The following is a 15936-nucleotide window of genomic DNA, read 5'->3' as shown; positions in this document are numbered from 1 at the left end:
AGTTATTACATTGACAATTCAATTAGAACCGTAAATGTGATAATCGTCAACATGAAAAAATCTCCGGATAAAAATTCATATCATCACGGTGATCTGAAAAAAGCCTTATTAGAGGCTTCGCTCCGCATTTTGAAAGACGAGGGTTATAAGGCTTTGAGTCTTCGAAAGGCCGCGACGTACGCTGGCGTAAGTCAATCCGCTCCTTATCGTCACTATGAGGATTTGGAATCCTTATATGCGGATATCGCGGAAGAAGGTTTTAGGATGCTCGCCGAACGTCAAAAAAAACTTCAGGTCAAATACAGAACAAAACCTCTTCTCTTATTCCGCGAATCCGGCGTTTGTTACGTGGAGTTCGCTTTAGAATTTCCCGATCTTTTCCGCATCATGTACGGGAATCAAATCGAAAGCCATTCCAAATACAAATCCTTAGTTAAAACGGAGGATGAATCGTTTCGGATCATCGTCGAGATCATTCGTGATTGTCAATTGGCCGGCGTTATCCGAACCGACGACGTGGTAAGTTCAGCGACGTCCGCTTGGACCATGGTTCACGGCATTGCGGTACTTTTGGCGGGAAAACAAGTGATGTTTCGGTCCGTCGATTTGAAGGAAGCAAGAAGAATCACGAAAGAACTGATCCATTATCTTTACATCGGAATGAAGTCGGATGAAACTTCTTCGAAGCGTTCGTATTGATTTTGCCGAACGATTTCTTTGAAAAGAGTGACCGAGAATAGAGAATTTTGGTATATTTAAAGTTAAGCGAAACCTCTTAAGATTTTCGGTTACAACACAATACAAGTATTCGCAATAAAGAAGGTTATATGAGCTCTATTCCTATCAATGCGGTAAAATTTATATCATTCCTTTTCTTAGCCGGTTTATTCAATTTTTATAATTTGTCTGCGAAAGATACTGCAATCACCTTTGATGATCAGCAGAGTATTTTGAATTGGTTTGATGCGGAAGCATTCTGCAGAAATCAAGGAAAACGTTTGCCGGAATACAAGGAAATGGAATCCGCTAAGAAATCCGGAATTACGAGTCAATGGAAAGAAAAAAATGATAAAGATTCAATTGCGAGACCGGAATACTGGGTTTCGAACGATGTCGTAAAGGAAGCGAGTTTTTTCCCGATTTATTTTGAATACACCGATCTTCAAATGATGGCTGATAAAAAATCAAAGAAGTTGGTCCGCTGTGTAAAGGATTCGGCGATGGAAAGAAGAATTGCATCTTCAAAATCGATCGAAAACTGGAGTTCTTATCTATGACAAAACAGGCAGCTCAAGATCGATGCAATCAATTAGGAATGCGGTTACCGACTTTTCGTGAAGCTTATTTTGCAAGAATTACTGACGAGTGGATCGGCGAATATCAATCCGAGAATCTTTCCTACGGCGGAACATCCACTCAGGGATTCAATCTGTTTACTCCCGACATCGGATCCTATGCATTTTCTCAATGGAATGGAAACGCGCATATTCGATGCATTCGTAAATAAATATTTGAATTAACGATACTTGTCCGCGAGCGTTACCCGTTCCCCGCTAAAAACGTTACTATCGATCACTTATCTGGCTCTGAAATTGTTTGTATAATCTGAGTTATTTCGCGCGGAGTAAGAAGAAAAGCAGATTTAGGTATTCAATCTGATTCATATAGCTTCATATTTTTACTCGCAATAGCAATGATCATTCTAACCGTAGTCGCATATTATCATTGGTTTAGGCGAATTTCAAAATCTACGTTAGATATAAAGCTAAAGATCTCAATTTATTTCTTTCATTTCACGAATGTAGCCTTGATCAGCAAGGCGGTATTCCATAACACTCCATTAGCTAAAGATTATGGAATTTTTGATTTTAGTTTTGAATTTAGTATAACATCGTTGATTGCGTTCATACCAAGTCTTGGGTTACAATGGATCTTAGAAAAGCTACAACTCTTTCTTCGAAGAATTGATATGATCTAAATCGTTAAGATAAAAAACAGAATCGCATACAATATTTTAAAAAATTATGAATTAAGAATATTGAAATTCTCTAAATAAATAACACACTGCCTCTTTTTGCAAAAAAACGAGAACGACTTCGCCTGTAAAGACTCTATTTTGTCAGTCTCCTAAAAGGCGTTAGGTTAATTTTTTAAGTTTTATATAGGTAAAGAGAAAAAAAATGTCGCACCACGGTTTAACTCCCCTTCGGCCCAAACCCTTCCTCCGTGACGCAAAACGATTCTCTGAACGATCGCCAATCCGATTCCGATTCCTTCAAATTCACTGTTCTCATGCAATCTTTGAAATACTCCAAACAACTTATTCACATACTGCATATTAAAACCGGCACCGTTATCTTTTACGTAATACGTAATTTCTTTTTCATTTGTAGACGAACCTATCTCTATCTTCGGACTTTCCTTTTTAGAAGAATATTTAATCGCATTGGATATAAGATTAATCAGTACTTGTTTGAGCAATTCAGCGTCTCCCATAATCGAAGGAAGTTTTTTTATTTCTAAACTTGGTTTTCCATTTTTCAAATCTTCTTGAAATTCTTGTAGAATCGTATTTACTAATTGATCCATATCGATCGGCTTTTTCTTCATATCTTTTTTTCCTAACTTAGACAAAAGCAAAAGACTATCGATTAAATTACTCATCTTTAAAGAATTATCTATGATTAAACCTAGAACCCTTTTTCCCTCCTCATCTAACTTTTCTTCATAATCTTCCTTTAATATCTTTGTGTAACCTCTTATAGCCCTCAAAGGAGCTTTTAAATCATGAGATACAGAATAAGTAAACGCGTCTAACTCTTTGTTCGAATATTCCAATTCCAAATTTTTCTGTCTTAGATTTTCATTTAATTCGTGTAATGCGGCATCTTGAAGATGTTTGTCTATAAAGAACTGAACCTTATTGATCAATATTTCCGGTTGAAACGGTTTTGTGATAAAGCTAAATGCTCCTTTTTCATATCCTTTAAACACGTTTAAATTATCCGTATAAACCGCAGATATAAAAATAAACGGTAATTCCGCCGTTTTGTTTTCTTCACGTATAATTCCCGCTAATTCATATCCGTCCATTTCCGGCATCTGTATATCCAATAACGCCAGAGCGAATTCATGACGTAAAATCGCCTTTAAAGCTTCATTTCCACTCAAAGCCTTGACTAACTCCACGTCTAAATCCTTTAACACAACTTCTAGGGCGATCAGATTTTCAGGCTTATCGTCTACGATTAGTATTTTCGGTTTTGACTTCATGATCTTTAACCTTCTATTTACTTAACCAAACCCTCATCAAAGAAAACAAACGTTCTACGTCAACCGGCTTGGGTATATAATCATTTGCACCTGCCTCTATACATTTCTGTCGATCGTTTTGCATCGCTTTCGCAGTCAAAGCGATAATAGTAAGATTTTTATACTTCGAAATTTCTCGGATCTTTTTCATCGTTTCGTAACCGTCCATCTCAGGCATCATTATATCCATAAGAACCAGGTCTACGTCTTCGTTTTTAGAAAGTAATTCCAAAGCGCTGTTCCCATCCTCCGCCTTTAAAACGTTCATTCCTTTTTCACTGAGTATTTTAGATAAAGCAAAAACGTTTCTCATGTCGTCGTCAACCAAAAGTATTTTCTTTTGAAATAAAACCGCATCCTTATCATATAAGTTATTTATAATATTCTGTTTTGATTCTGGAAGATTATTAATCATCCTATGAAGAAATAACGCGGTCTCGTCCAATAATCTTTCTTCGGATTTGATACCTTTGATAATGATACTTTCAGAATATTTCTGAAGTTCTTTATCTTCTTCTTTTGTAAGTTCCCTCCCCGTATAGATGACGATAGGAGGTATCTGTTCCTTCTTGATCTTTTCCATTTCTTGGATCAGATCAAAACCACTCATATCGGGAAGTCCTATATCCAAAATGATACAATCAAAATAATTTTCAGCGTAAATTCTAAGAGCTTCCTTACCAGAATCCGCTTCGAAACATTTAACGTCTCCGTTTCCTATCAACTTGAGCATCATCTTTCTCGAATTTGAATCGTCTTCTATGATTAAAAGATTTTTCATCTTTCTATTGATGAAATTTTCGATCCGATTAAACGCTTCGTCTAACTCCTTTTTATGGATTGGTTTTCTAATATGTTCTACCGCACCTCCTCGAATGAGTTCGAGAGAATATTCATTTGCGGAAATTATGTGAACCGGAATATGTCTAACGGATTGATCGGTCTTTAATTCGTTTAATACGGTTTGTCCTTTTATTCCAGGCAGATCTAAATCAAGAATAATCGCGTGAGGTTTGTATTTTCGAGTAAGAATCAATCCGTCTTCTCCAGTCGCGGCGGAAATACATTTGAATCCCTTTTCATTTGCCTGTTTAATCAATATAGAAGCAAATTTTAAATCGTCTTCGATAACCAAAAGAACCTTATCGTTCTCTCCGATTTGATTTCTATCGTCCTGTAAAGTTGGATAATTGATAAATTCGTTTTGGATAGAATCAACCGAGTTATGAACAACTTCGTTTTCTTTTTCCGAAATTGGAATTTCGTTGATTTCGATCGGAAGTGATAAGGAAAACGTAGAACCTTGGTTTACTTTACTTTTAAGAAAAATTTCTCCTCCTAGTAGTTTGGTAAGTTCTCTGGAAATAGATAGACCGAGTCCAGTTCCACCGTATTTTCTACTAGTACTTCCATCAGCTTGTTGAAACGCTTCAAAAATAGCTGAATGTTTTTCTTCTGGAATTCCAATCCCGGAATCAATCACCGAAAATAGGATTTTATTTTTGTTTTGTCTTTTGATCTCTAGTTGAACCTTTCCTCGTTCCGTAAACTTTAACGCGTTAGAGATCAAATTTTTTAAAATTTGATTTAATCGATGAGAGTCGGTTCGAATTACTTCCGGGAGATCGTCTTCAAAAATCAAATCCAAATCTAACTTTTTCTCCGTGGCCTGTAGTTTAAATGCGCTTATTAATTCTTTTGCGAATTTTCTCAAAGTCACCCTTTCTACGTTAACCGACATTTTCCCGGATTCTATTTTGGATAAATCTAATACATCGTTGATTAAAATCAATAGATCGTGCCCACTTTTATAGATAATGTTTGCACTTTCTACCTGATCTTCGGAAAGATTTTTTCTTTTATTGTCTGCTAAGTCCTTGGAAAGAATCAAAAGACTATTCAAAGGAGTCCTGAGTTCATGAGACATGTTCGCCAAAAATTCGGATTTATACTTACCCGAAAGCTCCAATTGTTTCGTTTTTTGTTCTATATCACTTTTTGCTAATTCTACTTCCTTATTTTTCATTTCTAAAATATGTGTTTGCTCTTCCAACTCTTCATTAGAAACTTTTAATTCTTCCTGTTGTTGTCTCAAAACCTGAGTTTGTTCTTCCAACTCCTCGTTCATCTGCCTCAATTCTTCCTGCTGAGTCTGAAGTTCCTCGCTCTGTATACGTGTTTGTTCCAAAAGCTCTTGGATTTTTCTTCTGGCTCTGGCGGAATTAAAGCTGATTCCTATACTTTGAACGGAAGATTCTATAAATTCGATTTCAGAAGAGGAAAAAGAATCCAGCTTCCCCAATTCAATTACACCTTGTGTTTTTCCTTCGAATACAAAAGGAACTATTAATATTTGTCTCGGTTTTGTATTCAGTATTCCTGATAAGATGCGAATAGATTCTTCTTCTACATTTGTTAAAAAGATCCGTTTTTGTTCGGCTGCAACCTGTCCGATCAAACCTTCGTTAAGCGCAAATCTTTCGGAAGAACGATCCTCAGAAATAAAACCGTATTTTCCGAAAACAGATAGGCTACATTCCGAATCGTCACAAAGATAAATAGCTCCTACGTTTGCATTTAGATAATTGGATAAAAAAGTAATTACGTCTTTTGCAAGTAATGATTCGGTCTTATCCCCTCTTAATTTTTCGTTGAGAAAGTTTTGACCGTTTGTCATCCAATTGTGTTTTTCATTTTCCTGAGTTTTTTTTCTAAGAGAGGAAGTCATCATACGTAGAGAATTTCCTAAAACGTCCTTCTCCGATTTAGGAACAAAGTCTACGAAATAATTTCCAGAAGCCACGTTATTCGCGTTATCCGTTATTTCCTTAAAACTTTCCCGAATTTTGTTTAAGAATTGATAAATCGGTTGAAGTTCATCTTTATAGACTCCCGCAAACGGAACGTCCGAAAATTCCCTATTTGCAATTTTTTCGGCTTCTTGAGAAATAAATTGAATTCTATTACCTATCGTTCTGATGATCCAATAAGAAACCGCAATTTCTATAAACAAACTTGCTAAAACAAGTATAATAAAAAAAAGAAACGTCAGATAATATTTTCTTTCGTTTTCCTCTTTATCGGATTGCATGTTCTCTTCACTTTTTTTAATCAGATAACTTAACGTTTTAATAATAGAGTCTCGTATCGTAAGGCCTTTACGAATAGAAATTTCAAACGCCCTACCTTTGTTATTTTCCAAAGAAAGAGAAACGATTTGAGCCAAATCCGATTTATACGCCGTCCATAAAGATATAAAGTCTTGAAGTGTTTCCCCTCCTTGAGCTTCCGTATAACTTTGTAATTCGATCGTATTTTGATCTACTGAATCCACCGCTCTATAAATTCGATCTCTATAATAGACCATCTTTATAGGGTCCCTTTCTATAATGATATTTTTTTCGTGGCGCGAAGCTTCTAAAACGCCGATCAAAATTTCATGAGATAAATTCACTTTTTTTGCGGATATATCTACGATTCGTTTTAATCTATCGTTGGAATCGGAAACCATATCTAAAACAAATAAAACACTGATCAGCAACATCCCTAGAATGATGGAAAATCCTATGATCAGCTTTCCTCGAATGGTCATATTTATCTTTACTCCAGGTTATTTTGATCCAGTCTTATGAACAATTCAGCTATCTTTTCTAAAGAAAGTACATAATCCACCGACGTGGCTTCGATAGCGGACCGAGGCATCAAAGCAATCTCTGCGGTTAAAGGGTCTTGAACAACCGCCAAGCCGCCGCTTTCTTTAATTTTTTTTAAACCCTGAGCGCCGTCAGAATTTGCGCCCGTCAATATAACTCCGATTAGTTTATCTCCATATACTTCGGAGGCGGTTTCAAATAAAACATCGATGGACGGTCTTGAAAAGTTCACTCGTTCCCCTATGGAAAAAGAAAATGTCCTATCCCTTTCAATCAATAAATGGTAGTTAGGCGGTGCTACATATACCACACCCGATTTTATTTCCTCTTTTTCCTCTGCTTCTTTGATTTTGACATTGCATAATTTTTCTAAAATTCGGAACCATTCCCCATCAGAACGCGCTCCTATATGTTGAACTACCACGATAGGAATTCCAAATTGAGCAGGTAAAGTCGGCAATATGGTTTTCATTGCATTTAACCCTCCTGCTGAAACTCCTATCACGATCGCTCCGTATTTCATACGAATTTTATAATATACAAATTCTAGTATTTTTTCTTATATATTTTTTGTTTAGAATCTAAAGATTCGTATTTTTCAGCCAACCCGCCGTAAGAAATTCCCTCCTTAGAACCTAAACAAAGAATACCTCCTTTGACGAGGCTTTCCAAAAAAAGATGATGCACTTTGTTTTGTAGTTCTCTTTTAAAATAAATCAAAACGTTTCTACAAAATACCAAATTCACTTCCGCAAAAACTCCATCCGTTACTAAATTATGATGAGCCCATACTATATTTTTTCTCAACGTTTGATTCATAATCACTAACTCGCCGTCAGAAGTATAATAATCCGAAAAAAAACCATTCCCGCCGGAAAGCTGATAGTTGGTCGTATATTCCTTCATACTTCGATTTCTAAAAATTCCTTCCTTCGCCACCTTCAAAGCTTGTTCGTTGAAGTCTGTGGCGTAAAGAGTCGATCTTTCATACAATCCTTCTTCTTTTAAAAGAATCGCCATTGAATACGCTTCTTCTCCCGTAGAACAACCGGCGTGCCAGATTTTAACAAACGGATACGTTTTTAAAATGGGAATCACCTTCTTTCTCAAACATATATAAAAATCTGGATCACGAAACATTTCCGTAACCGTGATCGATAAGTCTTGTAATAACTTAGAAGCAAAAATTTTATCTTGTAACACCTGTGTATGCATTTCAGAAATACTATTTAAACCGGAAAGAGTAAGTCTACTGATAAGTCTTCTCCGTATGTGAGCCTCGGAATATTGTCTGAAATCATAACCGTATTTTTCAAAGATCATCTCCAAAAGAAGATTAATTTCAATATCTTGAATATCCCTAAATTTCATAAAAGGTTCTTTCAATTTGAAAGATTGATCACTTTCTAAATCGGAATAGAACTTATTTCTCTTTTTAGTAAAAAGAGTATCTTCTGACATAACAATTTCGCTTTCAAAAAACTGAACCAACTTCCTCGAAAAAGAAACCGCTTAATTGAATCGCCAAAACGTATTTTAATCAACAATTTATTTCAATTCGATTTAATTTTTAAGAAGTTTCATTTTTGAGAATATAAAATTAAATTCTCAATTGGTTATATGATAATTTTCTCATCTATAGTCCTTTGTGCGACACAATAGATCATCCAAATTCTACTTTCAATGATGGATTCATTTCAGATTGAATCGTATTTCTATTACATAGGGATCAGTAAGATAATATTCATAAATTTGAATCCTAAAACTTAACCTTTAAAGTAATAAAGACTCAATTTTAGGTCTAAATCTTAAAACCTTTTTCAAAATTCAAATTGTAAATTAGACATTTTTTATAAAAAACAGATAGTCTAGAAAATAAAATTCGTCCTAAAATTTATACGATCAAAAACGGCTACTATGAGAACATTGAATAAGACAAATACACTTCTAAACGCAAAATCTAAACACTTACACTGATTTTATCTAAATCATTGTGTATGTTTTTAGAAACGATCATAAGTTTACTTTCTTTCGATTTTGAATCTTCCCAAGTTATTTGTGCAAAATAGAGAAATATTTAAGACTCAACTACACGATTGACACTCTCGCAACTTTTCGTCATTCTGCAAAAAGAAGTTCTTTTTTTTGCAACCCCTTCCATTTATTTTGGCTCAGACAAATCAGTATGAATCCAAAAACTAAACCCAAAGAACAAGACCAATCTGACAAAAAATACAACTCGGAACCGGGAGTACATCCCGGCAGTTCTCTTAGAATAAAAAAAATTTTACGATGGTTCGGACAAATCTATGGAAGTCTATTTTATAAAACCGAATTGATTGGATTAGAAAACGTTCCCCCAAAAGGAAATGTTTTAGTTTTAGTGAAACACCAGAGAAACGACGACATTCCTCTCGGACTTGCCAAAGGATTGTATAAAGTACGCTGGGATATATGGGCGATCATGAAAGACTCCATGGCAGCACCTATGTTTTTCAACTTCTTTTTAAAATGTGGAGGAATCCCTCTCAATCGATTGGAACCGCGCAAAAGTAAAAGGGATCTACTTTTTGCAAGAGAAGTATTATACAATGGTAATATGCTCGTCATCTTTCCGGAACAAACCACGGTTCCCTACAAAATGGGAAAAGGAAGACCGGGGGCATTTCGTTTTATCGTAGGAAAACCGCAGTCTCCTCTCCCTGTTTTATGTTTAGGATTAGACTATCGTCCTAGAGGTTTTTTACGCAGAACATCTCTTACAATTCGTATCGGAGAATTAAAATACTTAACCCCGGACAAAGACCCGGAAGAATTTTTACACGAATGTATGCACGAAATTGCAAGTCTCACAAATCTTATATATCCATTTGAATTCAAAAAATCTAAATTAGAAAATTTTGAAGAATCCGAGGTAGAATCCGTAGTATGAAAATTCCAATAGCCAAAGGTAGTAAACGAGCTCTTCTTGTAGAAGGTGGAGGTATGAAAGGAGCTTTCGCGGGAGGTGCATTACATTCCCTGCATACGATAGTATCTCCAAAACATTTCGATCTAGTGGTTGCGGTATCCTCCGGCGCTTGTTCCGCCGCGTATTACGTTACGATGCCAAAACCAGAACCGGAAAAAAGTCTCAAAACTTTAGCGATTTGGTATATGGAACTCGCAGGAAGAAAACTCATATCTCCCTTTCATCCTTTTTTAGGAAAAACTTTTTTAGATCAAGAGTATCTTGTAGACGACTTGTTTGGGCAAAAGTATCCTTTACCCGCAGAAAATTTTGAAAAGTTCGGTTTACCAGAATTTAGAATCGCAGTCAGCAATTTACAAACCAGAACGATCGAATACGTACGCGCTACTTCTTCCAATATATTCGATCTTTTGAAAGCAGCAACCTCTCTTCCAATCGCAACTAGAGGCAAACATAAAGTAGACGGAAAATTATATACCGACGCAGCGGTTCTCAATCCGCTTCCTCTCGAAGATTTGATAGAGGCAGGATACAAAGACATTACGGTAGTTTTAAATTCACCCGTGGAAAGAATTTCTCCTCCGTTTAATATGTTAACTAGTATTCTGTCTTTTCCAAAAGACTGGAAAATGGCAAAGTTAATGAACAGATGGCATCATCATCATTTTAACCTAGCAAGAGCTGTCGCGCAAAAACCTCCTAAAGGAGTACGAATTCATACGATCTCTCCTGAAAATCCACTTCCAGTTAGTTTAGTTACTACAAATGCAAACAAACTAAAAGAAGCAGTAAACCTAGGAGTTTCTAAAGGAGAAGAAATCGGAAAATTACTATTAAAACTTTTTACTAAAAATCAAAACTCAAAAAAGGATTCTACCACTGGATCGATTTCAAAACAGACTCGAAATTCCATTCCAAAAAAGAAATCCGTTTCTAAGAGAAAAAAATTGAAATAAAGTCTTTGTTTTTAAGGTTCCATAAGATAAAAATGCTCCAAAACTTTATAAATGATTAAGTTTATTATAATAAACGATTTTATTTTAACGTAAATTAACGCGAAATGGATCGATGTGAGAGGAACTTTAGCAAAACGCGTTCTATAATAAATTGTAACTAAAGACAAAATAAAACATTAGGTTTCTTTCCTGCAATTTATTGACCAAAGCTAAAAAGCTCGGTCCGGCAAGCCAGATTCACCTAGATTTTCTTACGTTCTGCTCACATTATTTTAAATGGAATAAAACATAAAAATAAAATTTTTTAATATTAGAAAGTACTAAGGATGCTAAATAGTACGAATTTGTTAGGGATCCTCATCCGAGTATTATTACTTTACAATATAATAAAATCTTTCCAACTTTATTTTGCGGAAACTTAATCATTTTCATCAAACCACAAAGAAGGAGAAATTCCAAAGTAACTGTTCCAAGTTTTACCCTTATAAGTAGTCCTACTAAAAACAAATTTTAAAAAGGACATTTTTTGGAAACCGGTCTCTTCTTCTAGTTCGTAATTCCAAAGTAATCCTCCGATAAAAGGTGCCCCTAAAACTCCGTAATTTTGAAAACCTCTAAGCGCTTTTTTTTCGGAGAAGTACAAAAGTCCTCCTAAAATTTTGGTGGATTCTTCTTTCTCCATTTCGGAACGATTCTGGTAATAAATAAGACCAAGGCCACCTAACGTGATCGAACCTTCAGAATCCTTTGAATGATACGTCAAAATCGGAGGCGCTAAAAACGAATAACCTTCTTGGGTTTCGCCGTATCTATAAATAGGTAGAAAGTTTTGGATTTTTTCCTGAGGAGAATTTAAATACCGAATCCATAAAAAATTCCAATCAGTCATCTGAGGAGTAGATTCGTAACCTAACAGAATCCCTCCGAAAACACCCCATCGTGTTCTGTTCCTTTCAAACTCCGCGTTAAATACTCCCAAAAAAAGACTAAGCTCTTTTCTTTGATCGGACACGTAGGATTCCAAATCGAATAAGTATAAAAAGTTATAACGATTGGACCATTCACTATTACGTTGATAATAACCTAGGATAAAAAAATTGGATTCTGAATCTCCATACGACCGAGTATAAAAGAAAGGAAGAAAGAAAAAAGTTTTATCTTTGTTTTTTTGATCGTTAGAATAGTAAATCGAAGGAAAGAAAAAGACACTATTCTTTTTCATTACGTCATCTCTTTGATAATCAAATAAAATTCCAAGTAAATTGGTATGAGAAATCACGGTCCCGTCCTGATTTCCTTGAAAACTTCTATAAACTAAAATCGGAACCATCCACCTATAAGTAGATGAATCATCTTTCAAATCGGTACTTTTATAAAAAAACAATGGAAAAAAGTAAGTACTGATCTGTCGTTTTAAAACTGTGGTACGGTTTGAAAATTTTTCACTCTTTTCATAACCATAAAGAGCAAATAACGTCTTGAGTGAAACTGATTCTGTTTCAGTTGTAATTCGAGTTTTATTTTCTGAAACCGTTTGTGTTTCAATTGTAAAAAGAGTTTTATTCTCCTTTTTATAATTGATAAAAAGCAACCAATCAAAACCCCATTCATCTTCTACAACTAAATCACGAGAAGCATTCGGACCACGTTTGATTTTAGATTCAAACGTATAAAACATTGGAAGTGGAAGAATTGTATAGAACCTAGAAATTTTGGAACTATTTTCTCCGTTTGCCCAATTTTCAGAAGTTTCTGTTTGAAAAAAAACTGGGGTGAAAGTTTTAAAATTCTTATAATCATTTCCAGAGATCTTATCTATGTTCTCACTCTGATACCAAAAAGGAAGAATCATTGTACGTTTGATTCCCGATTCCGGATCAGATTTAAATCCAGAAAATAATAAAATTGTAATATCATAAGAATTAGGAGTTGTTTGGCTGGAATATAAAATCGGAATTTTATGAGATCGATACGTCCAATTTCCGCCTTCCGTGATTTCTTCTCCAAAATAGAACGGAAATAAATAAAAACGGGTCGTTTCCTGCGCTCCTAAAGAAGAATAAGAATCGTCTATATATTTTTCTCCACCCGTAAATAAAAGAAAATTCCAAGAAGATTTTCGTAAAGTAGCGTTCACTGATCTCTGAAAAAAAGAAGAGGTATAATAACCTAAGATAAAATGAAATCGTTTGTCCCCATCCTCTCCCTTTTTGTCCCTTCCCCAAACGATAAAAGGAATCGGCAAAATCAAATTTAGGTCGGAAATAGACGAAACATCTGATTCTTCATATGAAAAATAATAAAACGGACTTAGGAAAGAAGATTCTCTTCTTTTTAAAAGCAGATCCTCTTTATAAGAATATAAGAATAAAATAGAATATAAATTTCTTTCTTGAAAAATCTGTTTTTCACTTTCAAAATGATCCGAGTAGTTTCGGAAATAAAAAGGAATCAAAGTATTATAACCAGAACCGGATCTAAAATCTTTTTTTGTAAAAATTTCTTCGGAAGCCTGGTAGAAAGGAAATAAAATTCCGTGAAAAGAAGAAATTTCGTAACTTACGGTTTTTTCTTTATAACGATAATAGAATATACTTTTCGTTTCTAAGCGTTCTGCGGTTTCACGATGGGTAAAAATAGGAAAAAAACGATACGAAATTTCTTCTCTAGATTTCGCATAACGTATTAAAGGCCAAAGAATGGAATATTCCCTACGATCTTTTTCTTTTTCCATTAAAAATAGAAAAATTCCTAAAGAAAGAACAAAGTCTGTTCCTTTCTTTTGTTCTGCGTAAAAAGGAAACACAACCCGATACGATTCGTTTCCCACCTTTCCAAAAAAAACGGGCGGCAAAGGCCAAAAAAATATGTAATCTTTGCTGTTTGTCCCCCAAGTAAACCAAGTCAAGGGAAGAATTCGAAAATGTTTTTTATAGTCTCCGGATTGATAACTGACAATTCCAAACAAAGCTTCCCAGCCGAAATAATTTTTAGAAGTTTCCCTAGCCAATTTTTTATAAGAAGCGAAATTGGAATTTTCATTCGATGCAAGTGTCTTAGATTCCTCACTCGTCTTTTCGATGCTAAAACTTTTTTTAACTTCATTACTTTTTGGGTTTTGAACTTGTACTAAAGCTAACTCTTCTTCTTTTTTTTCATCCGTAAAAAAAGTAAGTGGATTGGAAACTTCTTTTCGCAAAGAAATGCTAAATAAATTATAAATAAAAGAATAATCTAAATCTATATAGTATTCTTTTTCGAAAGCGTTCGATTTGAAAGAAGCGTCGAACCTTCCAACTGTTTGAGAAACGGAAAAACCTCCAAAATACAATTCTAAGTTTTTGTTCTTTTCATAATATTTGAGATACGCGGGAAGTAAAATATCTCCTCTAGACTCAGGACTTTTCCACTCAAAGTAAAAAGGCGCCACAAAAAGCGAACTCGTTTTTTCTTTCCTATCTTCCGAAGAATAATAAAGCCAAACCCAATCTGTATCTACGTTTTTTGATCTAAGTTTATAATGAAACGGACTAAAGGAAACGTAATCTATATCATCTCCTCCAAATCTAAAATAGAAAGGAAGCAAAAGATTATATTCATTTTTTGATAATAATGAAAGGGTAAAATAGTTCTAGTAACGGTTTCGTCTTTAGAATCTTTCCAACGATAAAATAAACCCGCCAGACCTAAAAAGGACGAACCGTCTTGTTTGTAGGAGGAATAATAAAACGGATAAAAACGAATAAAACTGTCAAAATCAGAAGAACCAGGTCTAACGTAACGAGAATGGTAACCTAAAAGAAAGAATTCTTCTTCATACGATGTGCTATACTTATAAAAAAACGGGGCAACCGTTTCGCTTTGATCATCAAAAGAAGTATGAAAAAAACCTAATAAAGGAATATGGAAATAAGAATTTGTTTTATAAAACCAAAAAGGGAAAAAAGTTAAAACGTTATCCGACTGATCTTTCGTTTTGGACCAATAGAAAAAAGGAAGAATCCTAAAATAACTCCAGTCGTTTTCTTTTCCCCATTGAAACACTAGAAAGTTTCGAATTTTATAATTTTCTCCATTGTCCTTAAGATACAGAGCCAATGGTGCAAAAAATAAACGAGTGGTTTCTTTTCCGGAAACGAGTAACTTTGATTTATAAAATAAAAATAAAGGTAAAAAGGAAGATTCCCATTCCGAATCCAAAAACTTTTCTTTTTCCCAAAATAAAAAAGGAGAATAATGAGAAAACATTTGAGAGTTTAAGCCAGTCGACCTGGATTGATGATACAATGGAAAAAAAGTAAACGAATAATCTTCTTTGATTTTATAATTGGTATAATATATAAACGGTAGAAAATTAAAAAATTTCTTTTCTGTATCATGCCCCCATCTTAGTAAAGTAAACCAAGTGTCTGATTCTTCCAAAGAATTTTTATGAAAATAAAATAAAGGAAGAACCATCATAGAATTGGATCTGATTCCGTTATTGAAATCGGATTCAAAAATCAACAAAGGTAAAAAACCCGGAAACATAGAAAATTTTTTTTCAAACCCAGGACCAGAAGAGTTAGAATTGTAACCTAACCAATAAAATTTAGAAGATTCCCTATAACCAATTCCACCGCCTATCGGCTCTACGTTATTACTGTAAAAAAGAGGTGATAAAAAAGTCTTCTCCTGAAATCCGTTTCTTTCTACTCTACGATAACTAAAAAGTGGAAAAACAGAATCCAGGCTTGCCTTTCCAGACTTCGCTTCAATAGAATTATAAAATGGGAATATTCTAAATTGCTTAAATTTTGGATAATCGGTTTTTCTAATAAACCAAAACGCGTGCCAAGATAAATGTCCTGGCCATTTTTCAACGTCTACGAAAAGCATCCGAACCGGATATTTTTCTTCTTTTTCACTTCCGAAAATTTCTTTTTTTTCTCTAATCAATTCGTCGAAAGGATCTTCCGTATAACTTCTATTTTGTGCCGCAAGAATCCCAGGAAGTAGAAGTAAGATCGTAATTAGGATTCGGTTTTTTATCATAAAAAAGATT

9 protein-coding genes and 1 pseudogene are annotated in these 15936 nt (G+C 34.6%); 5 read left to right on the top strand and 5 right to left on the bottom strand.

The window, feature by feature from the left end; translation table 11 throughout:
- Nucleotides 1-51: 51 nt before the first annotated feature.
- The 3 genes from LEP1GSC049_RS222370 (at nucleotide 52) to LEP1GSC049_RS222380 (ending at nucleotide 1507) form a co-directional block, all read left to right on the top strand.
- The gene (locus LEP1GSC049_RS222370) at nucleotides 52-699 is read left to right on the top strand and encodes a TetR/AcrR family transcriptional regulator (protein WP_004763609.1); all 648 of its coding nucleotides are present in this window, start codon (nucleotides 52-54) and stop codon (nucleotides 697-699) included.
- A gap of 128 nt (nucleotides 700-827) precedes the next feature.
- Nucleotides 828-1277, top strand: coding sequence for an SUMF1/EgtB/PvdO family nonheme iron enzyme (locus LEP1GSC049_RS222375; RefSeq protein ID WP_004758368.1), 450 nt, complete (start codon nucleotides 828-830; stop codon nucleotides 1275-1277).
- Nucleotides 1274-1507 carry a hypothetical protein gene (locus LEP1GSC049_RS222380; protein ID WP_004758335.1) on the top strand — a complete coding sequence of 78 codons (234 nt, stop codon included), beginning with the start codon at nucleotides 1274-1276 and terminating at the stop codon, nucleotides 1505-1507. Before LEP1GSC049_RS222375 ends, LEP1GSC049_RS222380 begins: the two co-directional genes overlap by 4 nt.
- Before the next feature lie 650 nt (nucleotides 1508-2157).
- Here LEP1GSC049_RS222380 and LEP1GSC049_RS222385 read toward each other — a convergent pair.
- From LEP1GSC049_RS222385 to LEP1GSC049_RS222400, 4 genes are read right to left on the bottom strand one after another with little or no spacing between them, the layout of a single operon-like run.
- Nucleotides 2158-3273 (bottom strand): sensor histidine kinase, encoded by a 1116-nt coding sequence (locus LEP1GSC049_RS222385; RefSeq protein WP_004754174.1) that lies wholly within the window; start codon nucleotides 3271-3273, stop codon nucleotides 2158-2160.
- A gap of 13 nt (nucleotides 3274-3286) precedes the next feature.
- Nucleotides 3287-6904: a response regulator gene (locus tag LEP1GSC049_RS222390; protein ID WP_016560363.1), complete on the bottom strand. Its 3618-nt coding sequence runs from the start codon at nucleotides 6902-6904 to the stop codon at nucleotides 3287-3289.
- Nucleotides 6905-6912: 8 nt separating this feature from the next.
- Nucleotides 6913-7488 carry a chemotaxis protein CheB gene (locus LEP1GSC049_RS222395; RefSeq protein ID WP_004754535.1) on the bottom strand — a complete coding sequence of 192 codons (576 nt, stop codon included), beginning with the start codon at nucleotides 7486-7488 and terminating at the stop codon, nucleotides 6913-6915.
- A gap of 23 nt (nucleotides 7489-7511) precedes the next feature.
- Nucleotides 7512-8426, bottom strand: coding sequence for a CheR family methyltransferase (locus LEP1GSC049_RS222400; protein WP_004753853.1), 915 nt, complete (start codon nucleotides 8424-8426; stop codon nucleotides 7512-7514).
- Nucleotides 8427-9150: 724 nt separating this feature from the next.
- On the opposite strand from LEP1GSC049_RS222400, the gene LEP1GSC049_RS222405 reads away from it, so the two are divergent.
- Both LEP1GSC049_RS222405 and LEP1GSC049_RS222410 read left to right on the top strand, forming a co-directional pair.
- Complete coding sequence (locus tag LEP1GSC049_RS222405) at nucleotides 9151-9897, top strand: lysophospholipid acyltransferase family protein (protein WP_004754896.1); 747 nt, start codon at nucleotides 9151-9153, stop codon at nucleotides 9895-9897.
- Complete coding sequence (locus LEP1GSC049_RS222410) at nucleotides 9894-10892, top strand: patatin-like phospholipase family protein (protein WP_004754090.1); 999 nt, start codon at nucleotides 9894-9896, stop codon at nucleotides 10890-10892. The genes LEP1GSC049_RS222405 and LEP1GSC049_RS222410 overlap by 4 nt, the downstream gene beginning before the upstream one ends.
- 418 nt (nucleotides 10893-11310) lie before the next feature.
- On the opposite strand, the pseudogene LEP1GSC049_RS02000000224450 reads toward LEP1GSC049_RS222410, so the two are convergent.
- Nucleotides 11311-15926, bottom strand: a pseudogene (locus tag LEP1GSC049_RS02000000224450) (LA_1737 family protein).
- Nucleotides 15927-15936: the final 10 nt, after the last annotated feature.

Source organism: Leptospira kirschneri serovar Cynopteri str. 3522 CT (assembly GCF_000243695.2).
Classification (GTDB): domain Bacteria; phylum Spirochaetota; class Leptospiria; order Leptospirales; family Leptospiraceae; genus Leptospira; species Leptospira kirschneri.
The sequence above is the reverse complement of the archived record's forward strand: the minus strand, read 5'-3'. Positions and strand labels throughout refer to the sequence as shown.